Annotated in this window: 27 protein-coding genes; all 27 read left to right on the top strand. The window is 37.9% G+C overall.

Annotated elements, in window-relative coordinates; all coding sequences use genetic code 11:
- The first annotated feature begins 135 nt into the window (after positions 1 to 135).
- The 27 genes from QE450_RS09550 to QE450_RS09420 all read left to right on the top strand — a co-directional run bounded on the left by QE450_RS09550 (position 136) and on the right by QE450_RS09420 (position 25,813).
- Positions 136 to 633, top strand: coding sequence for a GNAT family N-acetyltransferase (locus tag QE450_RS09550; protein WP_273612586.1), 498 nt, complete (start codon positions 136 to 138; stop codon positions 631 to 633).
- 42 nt (positions 634 to 675) lie between these two features.
- A complete protein-coding gene (locus tag QE450_RS09545) occupies positions 676 to 1,449 on the top strand; it encodes an SDR family NAD(P)-dependent oxidoreductase (protein ID WP_307298838.1) in 774 nt (257 codons plus the stop codon).
- Between the two features lie 95 nt (positions 1,450 to 1,544).
- Complete coding sequence (locus tag QE450_RS09540) at positions 1,545 to 1,841, top strand: MbcA/ParS/Xre antitoxin family protein (RefSeq protein ID WP_307298835.1); 297 nt, start codon at positions 1,545 to 1,547, stop codon at positions 1,839 to 1,841.
- 77 nt (positions 1,842 to 1,918) lie between these two features.
- On the top strand, positions 1,919 to 2,260 hold the full coding sequence (locus QE450_RS09535; protein WP_307298832.1) for a hypothetical protein: 342 nt from the start codon (positions 1,919 to 1,921) through the stop codon (positions 2,258 to 2,260).
- Positions 2,261 to 2,378: 118 nt separating this feature from the next.
- Positions 2,379 to 3,275, top strand: a complete 897-nt coding sequence (locus QE450_RS09530; RefSeq protein WP_301262467.1) for a GIY-YIG nuclease family protein — start codon at positions 2,379 to 2,381, stop codon at positions 3,273 to 3,275.
- Positions 3,276 to 3,328: 53 nt separating this feature from the next.
- Positions 3,329 to 3,991: a DUF2625 family protein gene (locus QE450_RS09525; protein WP_307298829.1), complete on the top strand. Its 663-nt coding sequence runs from the start codon at positions 3,329 to 3,331 to the stop codon at positions 3,989 to 3,991.
- Between the two features lie 240 nt (positions 3,992 to 4,231).
- Positions 4,232 to 5,293: a carbohydrate-binding family 9-like protein gene (locus tag QE450_RS09520; protein WP_307298826.1), complete on the top strand. Its 1,062-nt coding sequence runs from the start codon at positions 4,232 to 4,234 to the stop codon at positions 5,291 to 5,293.
- An 86-nt stretch (positions 5,294 to 5,379) separates the two neighbouring features.
- A complete protein-coding gene (locus QE450_RS09515; protein ID WP_307298823.1) occupies positions 5,380 to 8,046 on the top strand; it encodes a transglutaminase-like domain-containing protein in 2,667 nt (888 codons plus the stop codon).
- A gap of 150 nt (positions 8,047 to 8,196) precedes the next feature.
- Entirely contained in the window at positions 8,197 to 8,433 is a 237-nt protein-coding gene (locus QE450_RS09510; RefSeq protein ID WP_273612577.1) for a DUF3953 domain-containing protein, read from the top strand.
- A gap of 65 nt (positions 8,434 to 8,498) precedes the next feature.
- Positions 8,499 to 9,113 (top strand): YdcF family protein, encoded by a 615-nt coding sequence (locus tag QE450_RS09505; RefSeq protein WP_307298818.1) that lies wholly within the window; start codon positions 8,499 to 8,501, stop codon positions 9,111 to 9,113.
- A 30-nt stretch (positions 9,114 to 9,143) separates the two neighbouring features.
- Positions 9,144 to 9,785, top strand: coding sequence for a hypothetical protein (locus QE450_RS09500; RefSeq protein ID WP_307298816.1), 642 nt, complete (start codon positions 9,144 to 9,146; stop codon positions 9,783 to 9,785).
- 6 nt (positions 9,786 to 9,791) lie between these two features.
- Positions 9,792 to 10,454: a hypothetical protein gene (locus QE450_RS09495; RefSeq protein ID WP_307298813.1), complete on the top strand. Its 663-nt coding sequence runs from the start codon at positions 9,792 to 9,794 to the stop codon at positions 10,452 to 10,454.
- Between the two features lie 61 nt (positions 10,455 to 10,515).
- Positions 10,516 to 11,412, top strand: coding sequence for an aldo/keto reductase (locus QE450_RS09490; RefSeq protein ID WP_307298809.1), 897 nt, complete (start codon positions 10,516 to 10,518; stop codon positions 11,410 to 11,412).
- Between the two features lie 354 nt (positions 11,413 to 11,766).
- On the top strand, positions 11,767 to 12,744 hold the full coding sequence (locus QE450_RS09485) for a LacI family DNA-binding transcriptional regulator (protein WP_307298806.1): 978 nt from the start codon (positions 11,767 to 11,769) through the stop codon (positions 12,742 to 12,744).
- A gap of 111 nt (positions 12,745 to 12,855) precedes the next feature.
- Positions 12,856 to 13,761 carry a ribokinase gene (gene rbsK / locus QE450_RS09480; protein ID WP_307298804.1) on the top strand — a complete coding sequence of 302 codons (906 nt, stop codon included), beginning with the start codon at positions 12,856 to 12,858 and terminating at the stop codon, positions 13,759 to 13,761.
- Positions 13,761 to 14,171 carry a D-ribose pyranase gene (gene rbsD, locus QE450_RS09475; RefSeq protein ID WP_307298801.1) on the top strand — a complete coding sequence of 137 codons (411 nt, stop codon included), beginning with the start codon at positions 13,761 to 13,763 and terminating at the stop codon, positions 14,169 to 14,171. Before rbsK ends, rbsD begins: the two co-directional genes overlap by 1 nt.
- A 58-nt stretch (positions 14,172 to 14,229) precedes the next feature.
- Positions 14,230 to 15,711 carry a sugar ABC transporter ATP-binding protein gene (locus QE450_RS09470; RefSeq protein WP_273612569.1) on the top strand — a complete coding sequence of 494 codons (1,482 nt, stop codon included), beginning with the start codon at positions 14,230 to 14,232 and terminating at the stop codon, positions 15,709 to 15,711.
- Between the two features lies 1 nt (position 15,712).
- Positions 15,713 to 16,681, top strand: coding sequence for an ABC transporter permease subunit (gene rbsC / locus QE450_RS09465; protein ID WP_204823919.1), 969 nt, complete (start codon positions 15,713 to 15,715; stop codon positions 16,679 to 16,681).
- Positions 16,682 to 16,715: 34 nt separating this feature from the next.
- Complete coding sequence (gene rbsB / locus QE450_RS09460; RefSeq protein WP_307298798.1) at positions 16,716 to 17,642, top strand: ribose ABC transporter substrate-binding protein RbsB; 927 nt, start codon at positions 16,716 to 16,718, stop codon at positions 17,640 to 17,642.
- 191 nt (positions 17,643 to 17,833) lie between these two features.
- On the top strand, positions 17,834 to 18,184 hold the full coding sequence (locus QE450_RS09455) for a MerR family transcriptional regulator (protein ID WP_307298795.1): 351 nt from the start codon (positions 17,834 to 17,836) through the stop codon (positions 18,182 to 18,184).
- 2 nt (positions 18,185 to 18,186) lie between these two features.
- Positions 18,187 to 18,897, top strand: coding sequence for an SDR family oxidoreductase (locus QE450_RS09450; protein ID WP_274172759.1), 711 nt, complete (start codon positions 18,187 to 18,189; stop codon positions 18,895 to 18,897).
- A gap of 144 nt (positions 18,898 to 19,041) precedes the next feature.
- The gene (locus QE450_RS09445) at positions 19,042 to 20,181 is read left to right on the top strand and encodes an SLAC1 family transporter (protein ID WP_307298791.1); all 1,140 of its coding nucleotides are present in this window, start codon (positions 19,042 to 19,044) and stop codon (positions 20,179 to 20,181) included.
- Between the two features lie 190 nt (positions 20,182 to 20,371).
- The gene (locus QE450_RS09440; protein WP_307298789.1) at positions 20,372 to 20,818 is read left to right on the top strand and encodes a hypothetical protein; all 447 of its coding nucleotides are present in this window, start codon (positions 20,372 to 20,374) and stop codon (positions 20,816 to 20,818) included.
- Positions 20,815 to 23,241: a molybdopterin-dependent oxidoreductase gene (locus tag QE450_RS09435; RefSeq protein WP_307298787.1), complete on the top strand. Its 2,427-nt coding sequence runs from the start codon at positions 20,815 to 20,817 to the stop codon at positions 23,239 to 23,241. Before QE450_RS09440 ends, QE450_RS09435 begins: the two co-directional genes overlap by 4 nt.
- 94 nt (positions 23,242 to 23,335) lie before the next feature.
- Positions 23,336 to 24,445, top strand: coding sequence for an SLAC1 family transporter (locus QE450_RS09430; protein ID WP_307298785.1), 1,110 nt, complete (start codon positions 23,336 to 23,338; stop codon positions 24,443 to 24,445).
- 160 nt (positions 24,446 to 24,605) lie between these two features.
- On the top strand, positions 24,606 to 25,334 hold the full coding sequence (locus QE450_RS09425) for an SDR family oxidoreductase (RefSeq protein ID WP_273612565.1): 729 nt from the start codon (positions 24,606 to 24,608) through the stop codon (positions 25,332 to 25,334).
- A gap of 29 nt (positions 25,335 to 25,363) precedes the next feature.
- Positions 25,364 to 25,813: a MerR family transcriptional regulator gene (locus QE450_RS09420; RefSeq protein ID WP_307298783.1), complete on the top strand. Its 450-nt coding sequence runs from the start codon at positions 25,364 to 25,366 to the stop codon at positions 25,811 to 25,813.
- Positions 25,814 to 25,949: the final 136 nt, after the last annotated feature.

Genomic DNA, 25,949 nt, shown 5'->3' with positions numbered 1-25,949 from the left:
AAATAGGAGTAGATCATCTGTTTCTTCAATTGGAAATGATTTGCTTCTTTTAGAGAGAAAAGTATATAGTAAAAGGAAAAGAAAAACGTACATGTGCAACGCTAAACGACCTGACTTCGGTGATGGAGGTTCATCATGAGATTAAAGCTTGAGCAAGTGCCACGTAGTCGCAGACGTGTAATCCGGGAAATGATGCAATTGTATCTTTATGATTTTACATATTATTTGAGTATTGATCTTGATGAGAAAGGTCGCTTTCCAGAATACCCGGGGTTAAATCAATATTGGAGTCAACCTGGTAAAAAGTTTCCATTTTTAATTTATGTCGATTCGTATATTGCTGGCTTCGCTCTGGTCGATCGGTTGAAAGATCCTTTAGAAGCAGATTATTATATGACCGAATTTTTTGTGTTAAAAAAATACAGGCGTACAGGAGTCGGTAAGTGGGCTGCTCATCAATTGTTCTCACGATATGCAGGCACATGGAAAGTAACTCAAGTCCAGACTAATCGTCCGGCACAGCTATTTTGGCGTCAGGTGATTGGAGAGTATACAAAAGAGCAGTATCGGGAAGTGGTTCATCCACACTATGGAAATCCCAGTCAGTATTTTGATACACAACAAGCTGAATAATATCATTTGCACCTAATCACAGCATAGAGAGGAAGACACATTATGTATTTACCATCATTTTCATTATCTAATAAAAAAGCTATCGTAACCGGAGCAGGCAAAGGCATCGGGCAAGCTCTGGCTGTTGGACTTGCTCAAGCTGGAGCAGATGTAGGATTGATCGCTAGAACAGGATCAGATCTAGAAGTGACCAAGCAATTAATTGAAAAGCATAGCAGTCGCAAAGCGATCTGTATCACTGCTGATGTAACAGATCGTGAGCAAATGCAAGCTGCTTTTGATCGGTTTGAGTTGGCTTTTGGCGCACCAGATATTTTAGTTAATAATGCAGGGATGAATATTCGTTCCAAAGCGCTGGATGTCACTGACAGTGAATGGCATACGATTGTAGAAACGAATTTACATTCAGCGCTAATCGCTTCACAAATAGCTGCACATTTAATGAAAGAACATGGTGGAGGCAAAATTATTAATATTGCTTCTGTCGGTGGGCATACTGCTTTGCGTACAGGTGTGGTCTATGGCGCAACCAAAGCAGGTCTCATCCATATGACCAAAATTCTAGCTATGGAATGGGCACAATACGGCATCCAAGTCAATGGTGTAGGCCCCTGGTATTTCCGTACTCCTCTTACCGAGACGATCTTAGCAGATAAACAGTACATGCAAGACATTCTGGATCGCACTCCTATGAAACGTGTAGGTAATCTAGAAGAAGTCGTAGGGCCGGTAGTCTTTTTAGCTTCGGAAGCGGCAGGGTATATTACAGGACAAACGATTATGGTAGATGGTGGAATGTCTGTATTTGGATTTTAGAGAACTTGTTATTAACTATCATTCTTAATACACTAAGTATACATGCTTAGTGTATTTTGGTATGTTATACATTTTACTTTATAAGGAGAACAGATATGTCTGATATATACGATATTTATGGTGAAGAATACAATAAAGACAGTTGGCAAAAATTTGTGGAAATTCATCAAGAGTTATATGATCCTATTGATCCTTTATTAAAAACAAAAATGAGCCAGACTACTCTTCCAAAAGATATTCAAATCGTATTGCTTGCTAAGTTAGGTGAATATACATTTCAATGGATTGAACGGACTATCCCAGCGTTAGATCACAAAACACCGCTGTCTTATTTGCAAACTGAACAAGGCACGAATGCACTTAGAGCAGCTATCATGCGCATGCCTAATTAATAGACCGCAAAAATTTTCTCTGCAAGGTATTTACGAACAGAGATTCAGTAGTGAATATAATTAAAGAGAGTTAGATAATGGGATACAATATCTATATTACCAGAGCAGAAGATATCTATGAAAATGAAGATTCTCGAATTTCATTAAAAGAATGGAAGGATATTATTCGTGCAGATAATGAGTTAGAAGCTATAGACAAATTAGAGACAACTTTACCTAATGGATTGATATTGTCTCAAGAACAAGAAGGAATGGCAATTTGGGAATATACAATTGAAAACGAAAAACAAAAAATATATCTACTTTATAGTGATGGTAATATTTTTTCTAAGTATGGCGATATGATGATTAACAAAATGAAAAAAATAGCAATTAAATTACAAGCAAAAGTTATTGGAGAAGAAGGAGAAGTATATTAATTTATAGATAAAATACTGAGTATATAATTGTTATTAGATTTGATTATGTGTTTGAGTTATTTCAAAAACAATAATTAATAAATATAGAATATGAGCGGATTGAATTCAGGGGGCTGTTATGAGAGGGAGAACCATTAAACTCTATACAATGAGTGAACAATATAAAAATTTGCAAATAGCTGAGTTAGGCAATTGGACAGGAAAAGTATACATTGGAGAAAGAAAACATGTACAACTTTTGAAAAAGTTTGAAGAATTATTTGCGCCTGGTATATATTTTTTAATATCTGATATTGAAGAATCATACTTGAAACGTATATATATAGGAGAAGCAGATGAGGTAAACCAAAGATTACAAGATCATTATAAGTCTAAAGAGTGGTGGAGTACATTTGCTATTTTTATTAGTAAAGATAATAATCTGACCAAAGCACATGTACGCTATTTAGAAAAAGAATTATATATTGTAGCTAAAAATAATACAACTACTGTAAAAGTAGATAATACAAATATACCTACTGGTTCTAAAATGCCTCAATCAGATCGAGAAGATATGGATGAATTTAGTGAGAATATAACATTTGTTTTAAAAAATTTAAGAATTATGGATTTTACTAAAACAAGTAGTACAGATATTAATAATTTAGAACATTCTAATTTAAATCGATTACCTGTATCAGATAGTCCCATTTTTAAAATAAATATAGCTAAAAAACAAGCTAAACTTCAAATTGTAAATGGAATATATAAGTTATTAAAGGGCTCTTATATTAGAAAAGAACATAATCGAGGATTTATATCACATAACTATTCTAAATTACGTAAACAATTAGAAGATGAACACTATTTTACAGTATCAGAAGATACTGACTTTTATATATTGTTAAAAGATATTGATTTTAAATCACCATCTGCTGCAGGAGCTATTGTAAGAAATAGTTCAACGAATGGAAGAAAGGACTGGAAGTTAGACAATGGAACTAGTTTAGATGACTATGAAAATAATTTACCATAAAAGAAAATAACTATAACATCTATTTTACTTTGACAATAGAGAGGAAGCTCAATATGAAATCAATTGAACAATTGGTCAATACACAGGAACATGCTTGGCAAGAAATACAGGATGTTTTGAATCAAGGGGAAACGCCGTATACTATTTTGCCCAAACAAGATCTACAAGCACAATCGACATTGTTGCAGATGCAAATTACAACGAAATCGTATCTTGGTTGTATTGCATATGAAACTGGCGGCATTTTATTTGATCAAGGTTGGATTAAGCTATTAGGTTCAGGTAACGAACGAATTTATGGAGATTTGTTATCATGGAATGGACAATCTCAAGCCGAACAGTCTAATACAATACAACCGATCGCCAAAGCCTTAGTAGTAGCTTACGATGTGGTAGGAGGATTTTTTGCTTTAAATGGTGGAGGATTAGGTGAGGAACCTACTATCTATTATTTTGCTCCAGACACATTAGAATGGGAAGATACCGAGTTATCTTATTCTGAATTTGTGATCTGGTTAGCTTCTGGACGATTATCTCAATTTTATGAAACGATGCGCTGGAACAGTTGGCAAGAAGATATCTCGAACTTAGCGCCTGATTGTGCGATTCATTTTTATCCACCTCTTTGGACGCAAGAAGGATCGTCTGATCAAAGTAGTAAAAAAGCTGTTCCGATCGCCGAGTTTTGGAATATGCATATCAGTCCTTCTCAATAAAATAAAGCAACACAAGCATAAAGCTTCAGTATACGCTATCCACGTATACCGGAGTTTTTTTGCTATTGTTTGTAAGCATCTTTGACTATTATCTGTACAAATAACGCTGTTTTATACTATTTTAGTCATCATAAAGACAAATACGACATATATTGAAGTGTATAAATGCCATATTTACGAACATTATGATCTATTTTAGAATAAATGTAAGAATTGCTGACAAACAAAGGAGATGACATCGTGCATAAGCTATCTACGGTTCCTGAACCTCATATTCAATACCAACCCAAACATTATGTATGTAAACAAGCAGAAGGACAAAGCGACTGGAGTGGGAAATTAGACCAGCCTTTTTGGGAGCAAACCAGTTGGACAGATTCATTTGTAGATATTGAAGGCGACTTGAAGCCATTACCTTCCAAGCAGACACGTGTCAAAATGCTTTGGGATGATGATTATTTTTATATAGGTGCAGAATTAGAAGACAATGAAATATGGGCAACACAGACAGAGCGAGATTCTGTTATTTTTTATGATAATGATTTTGAAGTTTTTATCGATCCTGATGGAGATACACATCAGTATTATGAGTTTGAAATCAATGCGCTTAATACAGTCTGGGATTTGTTGCTGGTGAAGCCGTATCGAGATGAAGGGCCTGCAATAAATGGATGGGATATGAGCGGACTACGGACAGCCGTTTATATTGATGGAGAGTTGAACAATCCGCTAGCTACCAATCGTAAATGGAGTGTAGAGATTGCCATGCCATGGTCGATTTTGAAAGAGTGTTCGCTACATAAACGTGCTCCGATAGCTGGTGAGCACTGGCGTGTTAATTTCTCACGTGTACAATGGCAAGTAGATATTATAGATGATCAATATGTCAAAAGAATTGATCCAGCGACAGGTCGTTCTTTTCCAGAAGACAACTGGGTATGGAGTCCAATGGGAATTGTAAATATGCACTATCCTGAGCTATGGGGATATGTAATCTTTACAGATGAGCAGAACGTCAATCATACCGAACACCAACTGCATCTGACTACGGTTGAACAGTACAAATGGTTATTACGACAGCTCTATTATCGTCAGCGTCAGTATGCAAGTGAACATCAACAGTATTGTGATCAACTGGCAACGATATATCAGACTTTACCTCAAGACATTCAAAGTATTGCAGACATAGAACAACTTCAATTGGAGACGACAAGTAGTATGTTCCAGATTTCTATCAAAATACCTGATGAGCAGACTCGCCTCTGTATTCGTCAAGATGGATGGGTATGGCAAGAAGCTTGATTAGTATTGGGAATGAATATTGCTAAATAAGGAAAATACTACAATCATAATGGTACAGTGATCATTATGAATCGGGAGGTATATTCATGACAGTCAATACAGCTTATGGACTCAATATGGATGTAATCGAAGAAAAGTTTGCTTGGAAAAAAGAACAAGCTCAAGGACGCGAGGAATCATTATTTGCTGTATTTGAACAAGACCTTTCAGAGCAGGAAAAGCAGTTGCTTCAATTTCTATATGCGTATATGCCATTACATGATCTGGCTGATTATGATGGTGCTTTTTTTCTAAACCATATTCGGCAAGTGCTACAAGTACAAGCAGATATGCCTTGGGGCGCACGTATCCCTGATGAAATTTTTGTAAATTATGTTTTGCCTTATCGAGTAAATAACGAGAATATCGATCACAGTCGGTCAGTGATTTACGAGGAATTAGCAGAGCGGGTACAGCATTTATCTATGACGGATGCTATATTGGAAACGAATTATTGGTGTCATGAGCGTGCAACTTATATTGGAACAGATATACGCACTGTTTCTCCGCTTACAATCATGAGGACTGCACTCGGCCGTTGCGGGGAGCAATCGACCTTGACTGTAACTGCACTGCGTAGTATTGGAATTCCTGCTCGTCAATGTTATACACCACGCTGGGCACATTGCGATTCTAATCATGCATGGGTAGAAGCATGGGCAGATGGAGAATGGCACTTTCTAGGAGCGTGTGAACCGGAACCTGTACTTGACGAAGGATGGTTTCGCTTACCTGCTAAGCGTGCAATGTTAGTACACACACGTGTATTTGCAGATTACAATGGCCCTGAAGAAGTAACAACAACACATCCCTGGTATACCGAAATTAATTTGTTGGCTCATTATGCAGATGTCAAAACGATTCATATTCATGTAACCGATGAAGCAGGAAAGCCTATAATAGCCGAAGTTCAATTTCAATTGTACAACTCGGCTGAATTTTATCCTTTGACTTCGTTAATGACCGATGATCAAGGACATGCTTCGTTAACAACAGGATATGGTGACTTGTTTATTCATGCGTATACATCTTCTGTATGGGGAACAGTTTTTCTAAATACGAATACATCATCTGAAATAACATTAGTATTAAAAAGGTATAACACTTCTGTATATGCAGAACAGACTACCACTAATACAAGTCCAACGGTTGTAAGAGAAGAATGGAAAATGACTCCACCTGTTGCTCCTGTTATTGATAGTGGAACGAAAGTAGACGAATCTACTGCTCATCAACATGTACAAAGAATCAAAGCAGGCACAGCGATTCGTACTGCTTTTGAACACACATTTATAGATCAAGAACAAGCGCGTCAATATGCAAAAGAATGGCAGTTACCGCCAGATCGGGTGTGGAATATACTGCAAACAGCGAAAGGAAACGGAGAGGAGATTGCTGCTTTTCTTGGCGAATGTACTCTGGCTGAACGTGCATTAGGGTTGCGTTTATTAGAATCGTTACGTCCTAAAGATCTAACAGATACGTTCCGACCAGTATTACACGATCATCTGCAAGGTGTTATATCATTAGACGAAGCATCTCATATCTATTCAAGTGATTGGGATCAATACGTTCTATGTCCACGAGTCCATTTTGAAATGCTTACACCGTATCGTAACTATTTCGCTGATCAATGGAATACAGAGCAACAACAGGCATTCCGCTCTGATCCTATGCTATTAGCTACTGTACTGGAACAAGAGATCGCAGTTAATAATCATATAGATCGTTATACAGGAATGGCAACACCTGCGGCGGCTCATCAATTAGGAGTGACTGATTCGGTAAGTCGTGATATTGCTTTTGTAGCGGCTGCACGTAGTCTTGGTATTGCGGCGCGTTTAGAACCACTAAATGCTATTCCCCAATATCAGTTACAAGGTACATGGCATTCAGTTAAATGGAAGCAAGAGCAATCTACATTTGTTGAGGATAGTGTATTGGCTTCGGCTACGGGTCAAATACAATTTGTACGTGCTTCAGATGATGTAGAAGTGGTTGCAGAATATCAGCATAATTTTACGGTCGCTATTTTTGAAAATGGTATTTATCGCACATTGGATATTCCTTATGGCGAAAAAGAGGTGTACCAGCAACCGTATGATGTATTAGCAGGGGATTATCGTTTGACAACAGGAACCCGTCTTGAAGATGGGAGTGTGTTAGGTACCTTTGCTTACTTTAATGTACAACCTGATCAGCAAATAGAAGTAGAGTTAGTATTCGGTACAGAACAGCAACAGATACCTGTTCTTTTGGAAACATTGCCAGAACCTTTACAACATCATATTTATTCGTTGCAACCAAACGATGAAAAAGAGGATAGAAAAGAAGGTCATATTCTAGCATGGCTAGAGCCTGAACGTGAACCGACCAAGCATTTATTACGTGAATTGGCAGAACTGCGAGCAGAATTGGAAATATGGGCGGGTGATATTCAGTTATTGATTGCAGATGAGCAAGAATATGGAGCGGTTATTTTAGATCCTTTGCCAGCTCAGTCTCAGATTGCAATCGATTCAAACTACCAATTTCTAGAACAATGGTCAGAGTGCCTCACTTCATTAGGAGGAGATCAACTACCTGTTGTGATCGTTGTAGATGCACAACAACGAGTTCGATACTGCTTGCAAGGATACAAGTTAGGTACAGGGAAAGAATTATTACGTATTGTAAATGGTATGAACAAAGAAATACATCAAGAAAAGAACTAAACAAGTACAAGAATTGCTTTGTCAAAGACTCCACTGTTGCTCAAGTAGCAGTGGAGTCTTTTTGATAGTTTTGATTTGCTGTACATTTAGCATACATTTCGCAAACATCTGTAATGATGTTATAATTTTAAAAAAGAAAGGAGGGATATGATGTTACGTAATAAATTATCTTTTAAAATCATTACTATTGTTTTGGTAGTATTAGTTATTGGTCTTTCTATTTGGGAATTTGTCACAAAAAAATATACTGGCTATACTTATTTGTTTCTTGGATTGATGATGATTTCTGCAGGGATATCTCTTTTTAAAGAACAACGAAAATCTTTAGCCTATATGTATTGGGTAACAGCCATACTTATTTTGATTGCTTTTGCAGTAGGAATTTAAAAAATTAAAAAATAGAGTAGATCATCGGTTCAATAGCAATTCGCTTGTACATAAGGAGAACAATCATGTTAAAACGTTTGAAAAAGATAGGCAGTCATGACATATTCAAAAGAATGATCGTTACAGTAATTTTTGTAGTTGTACTTTCATTTGCAATTATTGAATCTATGATCATATCTGGTTTTAAAATCAATGATACACAAGCTTCTCATGTAGATTATATGATTATTTTGGGTTCAGGGCTGAAAGGTTCACAGTTATCGATTATTTTGCAACAGCGAGTTGATACAGGGATTGTTTATTTGAAGCAACACCCTCATATGCCTGTTATCGTATCCGGTGGTCAAGGCCCGGGGGAAGATATTACAGAAGCGGAAGCAATGAGTCGCTATCTGGTTAGTCAAGGCATTGATCAGACTCGTATTATTCAAGAAAATCGTTCGACTAGCACTTTTGAAAATTTGAAGTTTTCTCAAGATATTTTGCAAGCACGAGGTATCCATCAACCTTCGAATATGATCGTGACGAGCAATTATCATCTGTATCGTGCAGAAATGATCGCTTCTACACTTGGCTTCAAAGTGCATGGTATAGCAAGCCCGTCACTAGGGTATTTATTGCCTCAAAATATGTTGCGTGAATACCTAGCCATGATCAAAGCCATGTTACAGCTTCCATAAAAAAGTTCTAATACAATAAGGAGTTGCCTAATGAGTGAATATACGATTGGACATTTGATTCAGCGCAAACATAGTGAGTTATTGGAAGATTTTAATCCTCTTTTTACAGGTCATCTTAATGAACATTGGACTTTGTTTTTTATGAAAGATACCAGTTTTAAGAAAAAAGTTCCTGACTCTATTTATCAGATTTCCAATACGGTACCTGTGCTCCATTTTGATCATGCAGAAGATCATGGATGGAGTTATGAAATTATATCGAACGGCATATCAAAAGCTCACTTTGATTATAATTACGAATTAGAAGAAATATCTTTGCATCAAATGGCACTGGATCGTTACCCTGAAGAAGATCCAGTAGAGCTGTTATATACTAATCCTGATTTTGAAGGAGTTCGTTCACAATTGCTGACTGAATTACATCAGAATCCGGCATACCAAGAACAACTCCAACAGCTATTTCAAAATTGTCATGTAGAGCAATTTACTCTATTTGAAGTGAGTCCAGAACAGATTGAGCAATTAAAGCAGATTATGACTCAAAAGCATCTAGATCAGTTAGATTTTATGCATGATTTGGTGGATCAATTTAAAGAAATACTGAATCTTCAAAAAATGAGCTGGATCAGTCCAGAACGTTTAGAAGATGATGAATTTGATTTGGAGTTATGAACAATTATGCCTGAATACTCTCAAGTTCAACTGTATATAGAATGTGCTGAAACAGACTTTAAAGAGGTCAGAGATCGTTTTATACGATGTTTATCTGAATATGGATTTGAACATAGTTATCTACAAACGTATTTTGGTACGATTGAATGGGAGCTATCTGATAATTTTTTTATGTATACAGGTTGTAATGCAGAACGTACTTCTCTTTTAAAAAATAATACATGGGTAAGCGTTTGGCCTGCTTTGATAGGATTAACACCGTATGTTTTTACAGAACTTCAAAAGAATGTCGTCGAACTTGCTTTATTTTTTGAGAGTGATCATATTATAGATGATTATATAAATGCTCATTTAAAAAAAGAATGGCAACCGTTAATTTGGGACGTTATATGTCTTTTTCATAAACATTTTAGTGAGACGGCGATATATTTTACGGATGAAGCTACAGATGGACAACCTTGGGAAGCACTGATCAGTAAGCAAATTCAAAGCAATTACTGGTCATTTGATGCAGCTATTATACCGAATCAATTGGATATGGATAATATACAACCTCCGCAATCTACGTTTTATACTGAAACTAGAATAGATCACACTGTATTTGCACGAAAAGTAGTCTGGGATCAACCTCCTTGGAATCATCCAAATCAATATTTTCCAATAAAGTGATTACGCTTACAGCTGAAGGGTAATAAATTAGCGAATCAAGATGACCAGGGAGGCTACAATCATGGAGAAGCGCAAGTATGGTAAAACAGATATGGAAGTCAGTGTACTGGGATTTGGTGGTTCTGAAATAGGCAGTGGAGTCAGCGAAAGTGATGTTAAACAATTACTGAATAGCGCATTAGATGCTGGCTTAAATGTAATTGATACTGCTGAATGTTATGGAAAAAGTGAAGAATTAATTGGAAATACACTGTCTCATCGTCGGGATGATTATTATTTATTTACTAAATGTGGTCATGCCGCAGATTTTGATGCACCAGACTGGGACCCTGTGATGTTAAAGCAAAGTATCGATCGCAGTCTGAAGCGACTCAAAACAGATTATGTAGATGTTATACATTTACATAGTTGCTCTGAAGAAGTGCTTCGTCGTGGCGAAGTGATTGAAGTACTACAACGTGCCAAACAAGCAGGCAAAACGCGCTATATCGGTTATAGTGGTGATCATACTAATGCCCTGTATGCTATCAATACAGGTGTATTTGATAGTCTTGAAACATCTGTTAATATTGCTGACCAAGAAGCGATCGCTCTTACTATTCCAGAAGCACGCAAGCAAGGAATGGGTATTGTTGCCAAGCGTCCTATTGCTAATGCTGCATGGACATTTGAAACGGTCGGTGCGCAAGAATATCCATTTGTATATTGGAATCGATTGCGTGATCTGAATTATGGATTTTTGCAAGATGAAGAAGTGCAAAAAAGTATCGAACGTGCACTACGTTTTACATTGAGTATTGAAGGAATAGATACAGCGATTGTTGGAACAACAAAGCCAAGTCGTTGGACAGAAAATGCTGCTTTATTAAAAGAAGGAGCGCTATCCAAAGAACATTTCGAAGCAATACGCAGTCGCTGGCAAGAAATTGCGGAACCAGAATGGGTAGGACAAACGTAATATAGATTCGATTGATATAATAAACACATCTATTTTCATCATAAATAGGAGCTATCTTCTTAGAAATTATAGAAGGTAGCTTTTTTGTGCGATAAGGTTAGTACAATATAGCCTTTATCAACTCTATTTTACTAAATTTCATCATATGAAAAATTCATAATAATAAAATAAAAAATATACTTTGCTACTACACATATCATCCATACTTCTAAGGTATCCAAATGCAAAATGTAAAAAGGAAGAGGTGACTCCATTATCCCCATCAACATATAAAATCTAAAATAATAGTTGTCAAAACGAAAAACATATGATAATTTATACCTGTAACCGGTTACACATCGAGGTGAAAAGAAAATGACAACGATAAAAGATGTAGCACGCCATGCAGGTGTATCTGTTGCTACTGTTTCACGAGTGATCAATGAAACAGGTTATGTGCATGAAGATACGCGGCGTAAAGTAGAAGAATCTGTTCAACAATTGAACTATACACCTAATGAAGTAGCACGTTCTTTATATAAACGTAAATCCAGATTAATTGGTCTGTTGCTACCTGATATTACGAACCCTTACTTTCCTCAATTAGCTCGTGGGGTAGAAGATCGGATGCAGGAAAGTGGATTCCGCTTAATTTTTGGCAATAGTGACGAAAGTCAAAAGAAAGAGCAAGATTACATACAGACTTTTGTCCAAAACAATGTTGTCGGTGTGATCTCATCTACCAATGATCCAGGTACAGCTTCATATCGTTCACTCAAAATTCCGGTCGTTTTTTTGGATCGTATATCTAGTGATCGTCCTGCTGTATATGCAGATGGTCGAGAAGGTGGACGACTTGCAGCCCAGCAAATGATTCAGCGTGGAAGCCATCATATTACAGTGATGCAAGGACCTATTCATATTCGCCCTGCACAAGATCGTTTTCAAGGAGCGATAGAAGTGTTACAAGATATGGGGATCGATTATCATACGACACAGACTTCATCTTTTTCATTTACCGATGCAGATCGCTGGGCAAAAGAGCTGTTTGAACAATATCCTAATACAGATGGTGTGATTGCAAGTAATGATATTGTAGCGACAGCAGTAATACAAGAAGCCTATCGTTTGGGCAAAAAAGTACCGCAAGATGTGCAGATTATCGGATTTGATGATATTCCTTTAAGTAGTCTGTTATCGCCAGCATTATCTACAATTCGTCAACCAGCCTATGATATGGGCAGAGCGGCGGCAGATTTATTAATTCAATTGATTGAAGGTACAGCAGGGGAACAACGAACGATTCAGATGCCTGTTCAATTTATAGAACGCGAGACAACACGTAAGCTGTAATCTATTATTTTTGTATAAGATATCATTGTTAAGTACAGTTAATTGATACTAAATATAAAATAGCATGTCTTGATTGCCCAATAAAAAGAAGTAGAAAGGTGGAAATTTAATATGTCTCAATCTCAGCATCATTCTTCTAAAGCTAAAATTTGTGTTATTGGTAGTTGTTCGATGGATTTAGTAGTTACTTCTGAGAAGCGCCCGGGTGCAGGAGAAACCGTTCTTGGAGAAAGTTTCAAAACGGTTCCCGGTGGAAAAGGAGCTAATCAAGCTGTAGCCGCCGCACGATTAGGAGCAGAAGTGATTATGATCGGTCGTGTGGGTGATGATTATTTGGGAACAACGATTTTACAAAACTTCAAAGACAATAATGTAAATGTAGACTATGTGGAACCGGTTACAGATATGGAGAGCGGTACAGCACATATTATTTTAGCTGAAGGAGATAACAGTATTATTTTCGTGAAAGCAGCTAATGATCATGTAACTCCAGCGTATGTAGCTCAAGCGATTGATGTGATTAAAGCTTCCGATATTGTAATGATTCAGCAAGAAATTCCAGAAGAAACGGTAACGTATGTTAGCCAAATATGCGCTGATGCTAATGTGCCTTTATTGTTAAATCCAGCACCGGCTCGTCATGTTAACGAGACTGTGATCAACAATCTTTCTTATATTACGCCGAATGAACATGAAGCAGGAATTGTGTTTGAAGGGCTGACATTAGAAGAAGCATTACGTCAACATCCCAACCGTTTGTTCATAACCGAAGGTAGTAACGGTGTTCGTTATTATGATGGGCAACAAGAAGTCGTTGTGCCGACGTACAAAGTAGACGCTGTAGATACAACAGGTGCAGGAGATACGTTCAATGCGGCTTTTGGGGTGGCATTAGCAGAAGGTCAGTCTTTGCAAGATGCACTACGTTTTGGCAATCGCGCAGCTTCTCTTTCAGTCACTAAATTTGGTGCACAAGGCGGAATGCCTACACGTCAAGAAGTAGAGGAACAATTGTAATGAAGAAAAGTGGAATTTTGAATAGTCATATTGCTAAAGTATTGGCTGATCTTGGACATACGGATTATATTGTGATTGCTGATATAGGATTACCTGTACCGGATGGAGTGCCTAAAATTGATCTTGCTCTTACGTATGGAGTGCCTAGCTTCCGCGATGTCGTTCATGTGATCTCAGAAGATATGGAGATCGAACAGATTACAATCGCAGAAGAGATGGTACAGCAGAATGAAGATACATTTTTATATATGCAAGATAAGTTCGCAAGTATTCCATTGTCCAGATGTAGTCATGAAGAGTTCAAGCGTTACTGTCAAAAAGCAAAAGTAATTATTCGTACGGGTGAATCCAGACCCTATGCTAATTGCATTTTGCATGCAGGTGTTCATTTTGGAGCAACACAGCAGTAAAAGAACAGCATGAGCAGCAAGCATAAATAGCATAACAGATTTAAAGGAGGCATTGTCTATGCAGATTCAAATGAATGGTATTTACAAATCCTTCGGTACAAACCAAGTCTTGAGCGGAGTCGATTTTGATCTCCGCGCAGGCGAAGTTCATGCACTGATGGGTGAAAATGGAGCTGGCAAGTCAACATTAATGAATATTTTGATTGGTCTGCATGAGCGCGATCAAGGCACAATTGTAATAGATGGACAGGAAACCTATTTTGATAATCCCAAAGTCGCTGAACAAAAAGGGATCGCTTTTATCCATCAAGAGCTTAATATCTGGCGTGATATGACCGTACTTGAAAATTTATTTATCGGTAAAGAGATGACATCCAAATGGGGTTTACTCAATACCAAACAAATGAAAACGCTAGCAAAAGAGCAATTCCGCAAATTAGCAGTCGATTTACCTTTGCAAGGTGAAGCAGGAGATTGTTCTGTAGGACAACAACAAATGATTGAGATCGCCAAAGCTTTAATGACAGATGCGAAAGTAATCGTTATGGATGAACCAACTGCTGCACTAACCGAGCGTGAAATTCAAAAGTTATTTGAAGTGATTATGGCGCTCAAAAAAGAAGGTGTGTCGATTGTATACATTTCGCACAGAATGGAAGAAATATTTGCGATTTGTGATCGAATTACAATTATGCGTGATGGCAAAACAGTCGATACCAAAGAAATTCCACATACTCATTTCGATGAAGTAGTCAAAAAAATGGTAGGTCGTGAATTGACAGAACGTTATCCTGCCCGTACACCGCAACCTGGTGAAGTGATTTTGGAAGTGAAAAATGCTAGCAAAAAAGGTCAATTCCAGAATGTGAGTTTTACGGTTCATGCAGGAGAAATTGTAGGTTTCTCCGGATTGATGGGTTCGGGACGCACAGAGATTATGCGTACGTTGTTTGGACTAGATACGCTCGATAGCGGAGAAATCTGGATACGTGGTAAAAAAGTAAATATTCGCAGACCGGATGATGCAGTGAAGCATGGTATAGGCTTTATTACCGAAGATCGTAAAGACGAAGGATTAGTACTTGATTTTTCAATTCGTGAAAATATGGCGCTACCTAACTTATTTAGTTTCTCTTCGAAAGGATTTATTTCTAGTAAAAAAGAAGCGGAGTTTGTAGATACATTAATCAAACGATTGCAAGTAAAAACTCAATCTGCGGAGACACCTGCACGTAGCCTTTCCGGTGGTAATCAGCAAAAAGTCGTAATTGCGAAATGGATTGGTATTGGCCCAAGCGTATTGATTTTGGACGAACCGACACGCGGGGTAGATGTAGGAGCGAAGCGTGAAATTTATCAATTGATGAATGAACTTACCGATCGTGGTGTAGCGATTATTATGGTGTCCTCTGAATTGCCAGAAGTACTTGGAATGAGTGACCGTATTGTAGTTGTCCATGAAGGTAAGATTAGCGGAGAATTATCCAGTCAAGAAGCTACGCAAGAAAATATTATGACGTTAGCTACAGGAGGACAGTAATATGACAACCATAACGAAAGAAAAACCAGAGAAAAATTTCAAATTATCGAATGTAACACAAAAGCTCGGTCCGTTGCTTGGATTTATTATTCTAGTCATTATTGTATCGGTATTGAATCCAGACTTTTTGGAACCGCTTAATATTTTGAATCTGTTGCGCCAGGTGGCGATTAATGCGTTAATTGCATTTGGTATGACTTTTGTTATTTTGACAGGTGGTATTGATCTATCGGTTGGTTCGATTCTGGCTTTGTCCAGTGCATTTGTAGCGAATCTGATGTTAGCAGGGGTTGATCCGATCTTAGCAATTATTATCGGATGTGCAGCAGGTGGCGTTATGGGTATGGTCAATGGACTGATGATCACCAAAGGTAAAATGGCTCCATTTATTGCTACACTAGCGACAATGACTATATTCCGTGGACTCACTCTCGTATATACCAATGGTAATCCTATCACAGGGCTTGGCGACAGTATGGCATTTCAATTATTCGGACGTGGATATTTCTTAGGGATTCCTGTACCGGCGATTACGATGGCAATTACATTTATCGTACTATGGGTGATCTTGCACAAAACACCATTTGGTCGTAAAACATATGCGATTGGTGGTAATGAGAAAGCAGCTATCGTATCCGGTATTAAAGTACCACGCGTTAAAATTATGATTTACTCTTTAGCAGGTGCATTATCTGCATTAGCAGGCGCAATCTTAACATCTCGTCTTAATTCTGCGCAACCAACAGCAGGTACATCATATGAGCTGGATGCTATTGCAGCAGTCGTACTAGGCGGAACCAGTCTTTCGGGTGGACGTGGACGTATTGTAGGTACACTGATTGGTGCATTGATTATTGGTACATTGAATAACGGTCTGAATTTGCTAGGGGTATCTTCTTTCTATCAGATGGTTGTAAAAGGGATCGTTATTGTTATAGCGGTATTGATTGATCGTAAAAAATCTGCATAATACATTGATTTTAAAAGGAAAAGAGGAATCCAGTATGAAAAAAGGTATATCGCTACTTGCAGTTATAATGACTGTGATCCTATTAGCAGGATGTTCACTTCAACCTCCAGCATGGGCCAAATCCAAAAAATCAGCAAATGCAGGCGAGATTAAGATTGGTCTCTCTGTATCTACTTTAAATAATCCATTTTTCGTATCACTCAAAGACGGAGTCGTGAAAGAAGCGAAAAAGCTAAATATCCAAGTGATCGTTGTTGATGCTCAAAATGACTCTGCCAAACAAAGTAATGATGTGGATGATTTGATTCAGCAAGGGGTAGACGCACTGTTAATCAACCCGACTGATTCAGCAGCGATCTCTGCGGCGGTTCAATCTGCAAATACACTAGATATTCCTGTTGTGACGTTAGATCGTTCTGCGGACAAAGGAGATGTCAAAGCATTGGTCGCTTCCGATAATGCTAAAGGTGGTAAAATGGCGGCTGAATATATTGTCAAACAATTAGGCAAAGATGCTAAAGTGATCGAATTACAAGGCGTACCTGGTGCATCTGCTACTCGTGAACGTGGTAAAGGTTTTCATGATATCGCAGATAAAGAATTAGATGTAGTCGCTAGTCAGGCAGCAGATTTTGACCGTACTAAAGGTCTAACCGTTATGGAAAATCTACTTCAAGGAAATCCAGATGTACAAGCGGTATTCGCTCATAACGATGAAATGGCACTCGGTGCGATAGAAGCGATCCAAAGTTCAGGTAAAGACATTCCTGTGATCGGCTTCGATGGTAATGAGGATGCGCTCAATTCGATCAAAGACGGCAAATTGACAGCTACAGTCGCTCAACAACCTGAATTGATCGGACAAATGGCAGTCGATGCTGCTCGTGATGTATTGCAAGGGAAAACGGTCGAGAAATCTATTCCAGCTCCTCTGAAATTAGTCACAAAAGAAGATCAATAATTATAAAGTTCAAAAGTGGAATAAAAGAAATAAGCAAAAGGAGACCATTTATAATGGATCTCCTTTTTTTATGTTTGATATGTATTTTATCTGGATTAATTTACATTATACAAAATTAAAAATAGAAGCTTGACCCGGAGTGAACTCAGGGCTGTAGTATACATATGTAGAGAAAAGAAGGTGGTGATAAGATGCATACAATGAATACTTTGAAACAAACTTCAGATATGACTGGGATAGGAAAAGATACTATTCTTTATTATGAAAAAATCGGACTGATTCCACCAGTTATGCGTAATGACATTGGTTATCGAATATATAATTCAGAATTTGTGGATATGCTCAACGTCATAGCTTGTCTAAAAAAAACGGGAATGTCATTAGAAAATATAAAAAAATACATGCAACTAGATACATCTGAAAGCAGATATAACATGCTTCAAGATCATCAGACAACACTAGAGCAACAAATGATAGAACTTCAAAATATAATTACGATCAAACTTAAAAAAATTAAACCTGCGAAAAAAATGGAGGAGTAAAAATGGAATCTAAAACAGTTGCGCTTGTTACAGGTGCTAATAAAGGAATCGGAAAAGCTATTGTAAAAGGTCTGGCGAAAAAAGGGATCACTGTACTACTGGGATCTAGAAATGTAGAACGTGGACTAGAAGCTGTAAATGATCTGAAAAATGATGGAGATATTCATCTACTAGAAATTGATGTGACTAATGCTGATTCTATCAAAGCAGCCTATCAAAAAATAGAGAGTATGTATGGGCATTTGGATATTCTAATTAATAATGCAGGAGTTGCAGCATCTAGAACTAAACCAGGAGAAGCAGATGTCAATGAATTTAGAACTATTTATGAAACAAATATATTTGGAGTTGTTGCGGTCACAAATGAAATGTTACCTTTAATTAGGAAATCGTTGTCTGGACGAATTGTGAATATATCTAGTTTGAGAGGATCGCTTGGTAATGAAGGAGCTTTTGTTGGACAGCCTTCGATCTCATACTCTTCTTCAAAAACTGCACTGAACGCACTAACGGTCCATTATGCTAGAGAGCTAGAAAACGAAGGCATCAAAGTAAACTCAGCAGCACCTGGTCATGTAGCAACAGATTTTAATGATTTCAAAGGTAAACGTACACCTGAACAAGGAGCTGATATTGCTATTCATCTAGCAACTCTTGATAATACAGGACCTAATGGTGGATTTTTTGATGATAATGGCATGATAGAATGGTAACTAAGTAGAAAGACATTTTTAATATATATGCCATTATGATTATTATCGAAATCTGTATAATTGAAGTGATTAACCAATTTTGATGCTAAATGAAGTATAATGATTAGTAATATATAGCAAATAGTAAAAAGGAGATCAATAGAGATGCTGATTATTTTGATGCTCGCTTGCATCATTGTAGGCTTAATGACTACACATACGTATAGGCGAAAGTCTGATATGCCTACTGCTGCAGGAAGTATACTGATGGTCGGAGGTATTTTTATACAAGGAGCATGGAGTGAAATTACAGGATTATCTGTGTATTCTTATGCGACTTCTATCTTTGTAATCATATTGATTGCTATTTGGATTTACTTATTACTGGGTTATATTACTTCTATTCGTAAAGATGAATTTTTTAATATACATTTGGCTGATCCAGTCGGACGCTTTGCGATAGGGACATGGATTGCAGGAACATCAATTTTGTTGATTACGATTTATACTTCGTTTCCATCTTCATGGGTATATGAGACCGTGTTGATCTTAGCAGTAATGACGATAGGATTATGGGTCTTTTTTATGTATTGGGTTGGTAAAAGCATGATTGATATCGCTCGAATGCAAGGTGGACGACATGTGCACGGGATTGTATTGCTCGCAACAGTAGCTACTCAATCGATTGCGATGTTGTTGTATGATATTTTTGGACATAGTGAAGCGATGTTGATCATTTGCCGTTTGTTGATTGGTTGGGGATTGATTCTATATGTCGTATTAGCCAGCTTAATGATCTATCGTTATGTACGGTATGCCTGGAATACAGCAGATCAGTCACAAAGTAACAATGTGATGATGTATGGAGCATTGGCGATTACAGGTGTAGCTGTTATTGAAACGTCCAGTTGGACATTGGGTACTGTATCTGTATTATGGTGGGTGACATTCGCTATTTTACTTGTCGTGGAATGTATTGAAATGATTCGTGCTGTAATGAGAATCAGACGAAATGGCTGGAAAACAGCGGTTGGTACGTATGATGTGACCCAGTGGAGTCGAATATTTACACTGGGAATATTCAATCTATTTACATGGCGTCTGGTTATGATCGATGTAAGTACGTTTGTTCATCAGTCGGCATTGTCTCTACAGAATGGAATAGTGATTATCACAGCATGGATTACCGTATTATTATTGCTCTGGCAGTGTGTGCTATCGATCGAAGCTTATAGACATCGTTCTATAGTAGTAGAAGTGCCTGTTCAACGAATACCTCATGTACATTCTCGAAAAGTAAAATAATTGCAAAAAGCGTATCGACTCTTTTCTAACGAAGGGGATCGATACGCTTTTTTTATATTTAGATCAAATTATTTATAAAAATTTACATATAGATCGGAAGATAGATCAATGATTGTGGGTAATAATAAAGAAATTAAGCAAATATTATTTTAAAAAGGCAAGCAAAGCCATATCATGATGGAGGGAAATAATGAACTTTTTAACAATACATCTAGAAAAAATATCTGAAGATATTGATCAAATATTAGCCAAAACAGAATCTATGCAACATCCACTTATCGAATTGATTCGCTATACAACTAATGAACAGCGAGAAGCAATGGATAAGTTAATAGCAATACAACAGAAAGATGATGCATCTGATAATTTATCCCATCCACCTGAATTAGACGAAATTCGTCCTCATTTAGCTATTATTTATCAAAATAATGAAGTGAGTGAGCCGACGATGCGGGCTTGGGTGCGAGCGGTAGAATGGATGCCTTCTTTTGAGACTGAATATGTTGAAGAGATTGAATCGTTATATCGTAGTATTCGAGAACAGCTTAACAAGATAGCCGATCTGATGAAACAACATTACGGTGAAGCGGCTATTAAATATCTGATTCCATCTTTTTATCTGGGGGTGCAAGCATGAGCTGGCAAGGCGAACGTATAGATATGAATGTATATTCGCAAGGCGAAATTGATCGTTGGGTATACAGTACATGTAATATTTGCTCGATTGGTTGTGGCTGTCATGTCGCTGTCAAAGACAATCAGATTGTCGGTATCAAAGGTAATGGTAATCATCCCATTAATCGTGGAAGATTAGGACCTAAAGGTGAAAATCAGTGGTATGCCAATAATAGTACAGACCGATTATTAACACCATTGATTCGCAATAGCGATGGACAATTGGAACCAGCAAGCTGGGAAGAAGCGATGGAACTCATCGTTGCCAAAGCACGTCAATCGATAGCAGATCAAGGTGGTAATAGTATAGCGATTTATTCAACCGGTCAAGGATATCTAGAAGATTACTATACAATTGCCAAAATGGGTCGTGCAGGACTGCATACTCATCTGTTAGATGCGAACACACGTCTTTGTACAGCAACAACAGAATTTTGTTTGTTGCAATCTTTTGGAGCAGATGGGACACCAGCTTCTTTTGACGATGTAGATATAACAGAGACATTGATGTTATTCGGACATAATGTTGCTGAGACTGGCACCGTCTTGCATGAACGTATTATGCAACGTAAAGAGCGTGAAGGTAATCCTTATATTATCGTTGTTGATCCACGTCTTACATTAACAGCTCGTAATGCTGATTTGCATTTACAACTTCGCCCCGGTACCAATGTAGCATTATTAAATGGACTAACCCATATATTGATTCGAGACGGTTATGTAGATCGTTCATTTATTGATCAATACACTATCGGTTATGATGAGATGGCAGCGGCAGTTCAAGATTGGACACCGGAACGTGCTTCTGAAGTCACAGGTATTCCTGTAGAGCAACTAGAAGAAGCTGGGCGTGTGATTGGTCAGACTTCATCTATGGTAACAACAACATTGCAAGGTACTTTTCAAAGTGCAGATGCAACGACTGCTTGTGTAGCTATTAACAATATGCACTTGCTTCGCGGGCTTATTGGTAAGCCTGGCTGTGGTCCTTTACATATGGCAGGACAGCCAAGTTCATCTGCGAATCGAACTGCTGGTGGTGTAGGTACTTATCCTGCGCAACGTAATCCTATGAATCCCAAGCATATTGAAGAAATGGCGGACTTATGGAATGTAGAACCACATACATTACCAACAGGGCCGGAAAAAGGAATAGAAGAGCAGATCGATATGATCGAGCAGGGGAAAGTTACATTTTTTTGGAATATAGGTACTAATCCGATGGTGTCACTGCCGAACCGTCGTCGTGCACGTCAAGCATTAGAAAAAATCTTTGTAGTAGTACAAGATCCTTTTTTGACAGAAACAGCTAAAGTAGCAGACGTTATTTTACCTGTAGCCTTATGGGGAGAAAAAGAAGGCACGATGGAAAATGCTGATCGTACTATTAATATTTTGCGTAAAGCCGTCGAACCACCTAAAGGGGTCAAAAGCGATCTAGAGATTTTGTTGGATTTTGCCCGGCGGATGGAATTAAAAGATAAAGACGGTCAGCCGTTAATTGGTTACTCTACACCTGAAGAGTGTTTTGAAGAATGGAAAAAAGTATCGAGCGGTCGTCCATGTGATATGACAGGGATGACTTACGATAAGCTAGAACAACATAACGGATTACGCTGGCCTACCAATGACCAACATCCAGAAGGAACACCGCGATTATATAGTGATTACAAGTTCCCGACTTATGCAGATTATGCTCAAAGCTATACGAAAGACCAGTTCAGTGGTCGTCCGTTGTCTCATGATGAATTTGTCAAAAAAGAAGCTAATGGTCGTGCTATTCTGCATGCGACGCGCTATCTACCACCAACAGAACAGCCCAATAAAGATTATCCAATGTGGCTGACAACAGGGCGATTAGTCTGGCACTGGCATACCCGTACCAAAACAGCTCGTGCTCCACATTTACAAATGGCTGCTCCCCATGGTTATGTAGAAATACATGAAGAAGATGCCAAAGCGATGTCTATTGTGCAAGGAGAAGTAGTTCGGATTCAATCCCCTCGTGGATGGATTGAAGTGCCTGCACGTATTGGGAAATCTGTACAAAAAGGATTAGTCTTTGTTCCGTTTCATTATGGGAGTTGGGAAGGCAATCAGGCTGCTAACGAACTAACGGCTGATTTTACCGATCCTTTATCCAAACAGCCTACATTTAAGCAAGCTGCTTGTCGGATAGAGAAGTTGCGCAAAGAGCATATTGTAATAGGAGAAGAATCGGCTGATTATATTGCAGAACAATACAATATGACAGTAGAGCATCTGTTACAAGCGAACCGTCTTACTACCCCTTATGATATTCAGATGGGGCAGAGATTAGAAGTACCAATCTCAGTGTTAAATACACCGATTCCACCGTATATTCCGCAACGAGGTCGAGCATAACTACGTTATGTTAATAGTGAATAGCGTTTTGATATTGGATGAATATCGAACAAGGAATATGAATACATGGAATAATCGATAAAGGAGATTCATTATGGTTATTATTTTGCTACTGTGCTGTATGGTTGTAGCTTCGATTGCATGGAGTAGCAAAAGGACACTACCTGTCGCTCCAACTGCGGCAGGTAGCATTGTTATGGCGCTTGGTATTTTTATACAAGGAGTATGGCATGATCTATCAGGACAAAGTCCAGATAGTCTATCGACACGTTGCTTCGTCATTATAACTGCCTGTATATGGATCTATTTATTCATACATTATATTCGCTCCATTCGTCGTGGTCGCTTTGTTCAAGAGCATCTGGCTGATCCTGTTATGCGCTTTGCGATGGGAACATGGGTAGCAGCAACATCTACCTTATTGATTGCAATTCATGCATCCTTTGATATATCTTGGGTACAAGCAAGTATTCGTATAATGGCTATATTCAATATAGGATTGTGGTTGTTGGTATTATATGTAATGTGTCTAGGATGGTATCAAATCATACATCAATCTCAGATCAAACGTGTACATGGTACAATATTATTATCTACCGTATCCACCCAGTCTATTGTACTCATGTTAAATCAAGTCTATGCAACAAGCGATATACCATCATGGATTAATCAGATCATGATTATACTAGGGTTAATCTTTTACCTATTCAGTCTGGTATTGATTGTATACCGATACTGGTATCATCGTGATCATATGGTTCAAGATTGGACAGATACTAATTGTATTTTGTATGGAGCACTGGCTATTACAGGTGTAGCTGTTCAAGCGAGTCATATCTGGTCTACTACAGCTCTTATCTTTTTGTGGTGGATTACATTTACGATATTACTAGTAGTCGAAGTGATCGAATTGATTCGTGCGGTGCAGCGTATTGTAGACAAAGGTTGGCGTTATGGTATAGGTATTTACAATATAGTACAGTGGACGCGCTTGTTTACATTGGGTATGTTCTATTTGTTCACTATGCGTTTGAGTATGTTGGATCATCCCTATACACAACTGGAGTGGGTGATAAAGCTTCATCATTGGATTTTGAATAGCGGAGTATGGATTATAAGTGTATTGCTAGTTATTGAAGTGATATTCTGGGTGCGAGCTATGCTAAATCGTCGTTCAGCCAGCGAAAAATCTGCTAAAGTATAAACGGTAAAACGAGAACAGAAGATTCATCAATATCTAATTTTCTTTTTCTAATAGGCTTTAAAATATTCATTTTCCAAAAGATATGATTGACTTGGAGTATACTCCAAGTTGTACAGTAGATGTAGCACAATTAATCTAAATCAGAAAAGAGGCTACATTCATGAGTCATGCTAAAACAGTTTTAATTACAGGAGCTAATAAAGGAATTGGTTATGAGACGGCACAACAATTAGGTCGTCAAGGGTATATTGTATTTATAGGAGCTCGTGATGAGTCTCGTGGACAGACGGCTGTGGATCAATTGTTACAACAAGGAATAGAAGCCCATTTTGTATTATTAGATGTTACTGATTCTTCAACAATCCAATCTGCTGTTCATCAGATCGAACAACAATCAGGATCATTAGATGTATTGATAAATAATGCAGGTGTGTCAATCGACGAGATGTCGCCACCTAGTCAATATAAAGTAGAAAATATGCGCAAGGTGTACGATACTAACGTATTCGCCGTCGTTGAATTAACACAACAATTGTTGCCTTTATTACAAAAATCTTCAGCAGGACGTATCGTCAATGTATCCAGTGGACTGGGCTCACTGACTCAGAACAGCGATCCTAATTATGAATATGCAGCGTTTAACGGACTCGCTTATTCTAGTTCCAAAGCAAGTTTGAACGCAGTAACTGTGATGTTTGCCAAAGAATTTAAAGATACCGCACTCAAAATCAATGCTGCTGATCCAGGATATACGGCTACTGACTTTAATGGTAATACAGGGCCTCGTTCGGTAGAGCAAGCAGCTACGATTATTGTAAAACTTGCTACATTAGATGAAAATGGACCAACAGGACAATTTTTTGATGAAAATGGAATTGTTCCTTGGTAATATCCAATCTACATCAAGGAGATCACAATATGAGTACAATCGATAATACTGAACAATATACAACGATTAAACAGGCTTCTGAATTAACAGGTCTAAGCGAAGACACGATTCGGTATTACGAAAAATTGGGGTTATTGCCTTATGCAGATCGTCAGCCGAATGGACATCGAACGTATAATAAGCAGCAAATTCAAGGGATTATCTTTTTGACCCGCTTGAAAGCAACAGGGATGACGTTAGAACAGATGAAGCAGTATCGGGAATTAGCAGTCACCGGTGACAGTACATTAGATACAAGATTACAGATACTTAAAGAACATCATCTTAAAGTACAGGACAGTATTACGCAATTACTGGAAACCCAGCGTTTTTTGGAATATACGATTGAACATTATATGGAAACAGCGCAAAATCCCGATCGCAATAGTCATGAATGTGATGCGGTCGTTAGCGAACGAATGTTAGCCCGTCACACGTAAAAGTATATTTGCATATAAAAAAAGACGTATCCTCTATGCAGAGAAGATACGTCTTTTTTATGACTTTGTCACACTCTTTCTTGTTAGTTACCTGAAGATTGATGATCTAGTCAGCTAATCGCTCAGAAAGAGTGCA

This window comes from Paenibacillus sp. SORGH_AS_0306, assembly GCF_030819345.1.
Classification (GTDB): Bacteria; Bacillota; Bacilli; order Paenibacillales; family Paenibacillaceae; genus Saccharibacillus; species Saccharibacillus kyungheensis.
Note: the sequence above shows the minus strand (reverse complement) of the source record. Positions and strands in the feature narration are given on the sequence as shown.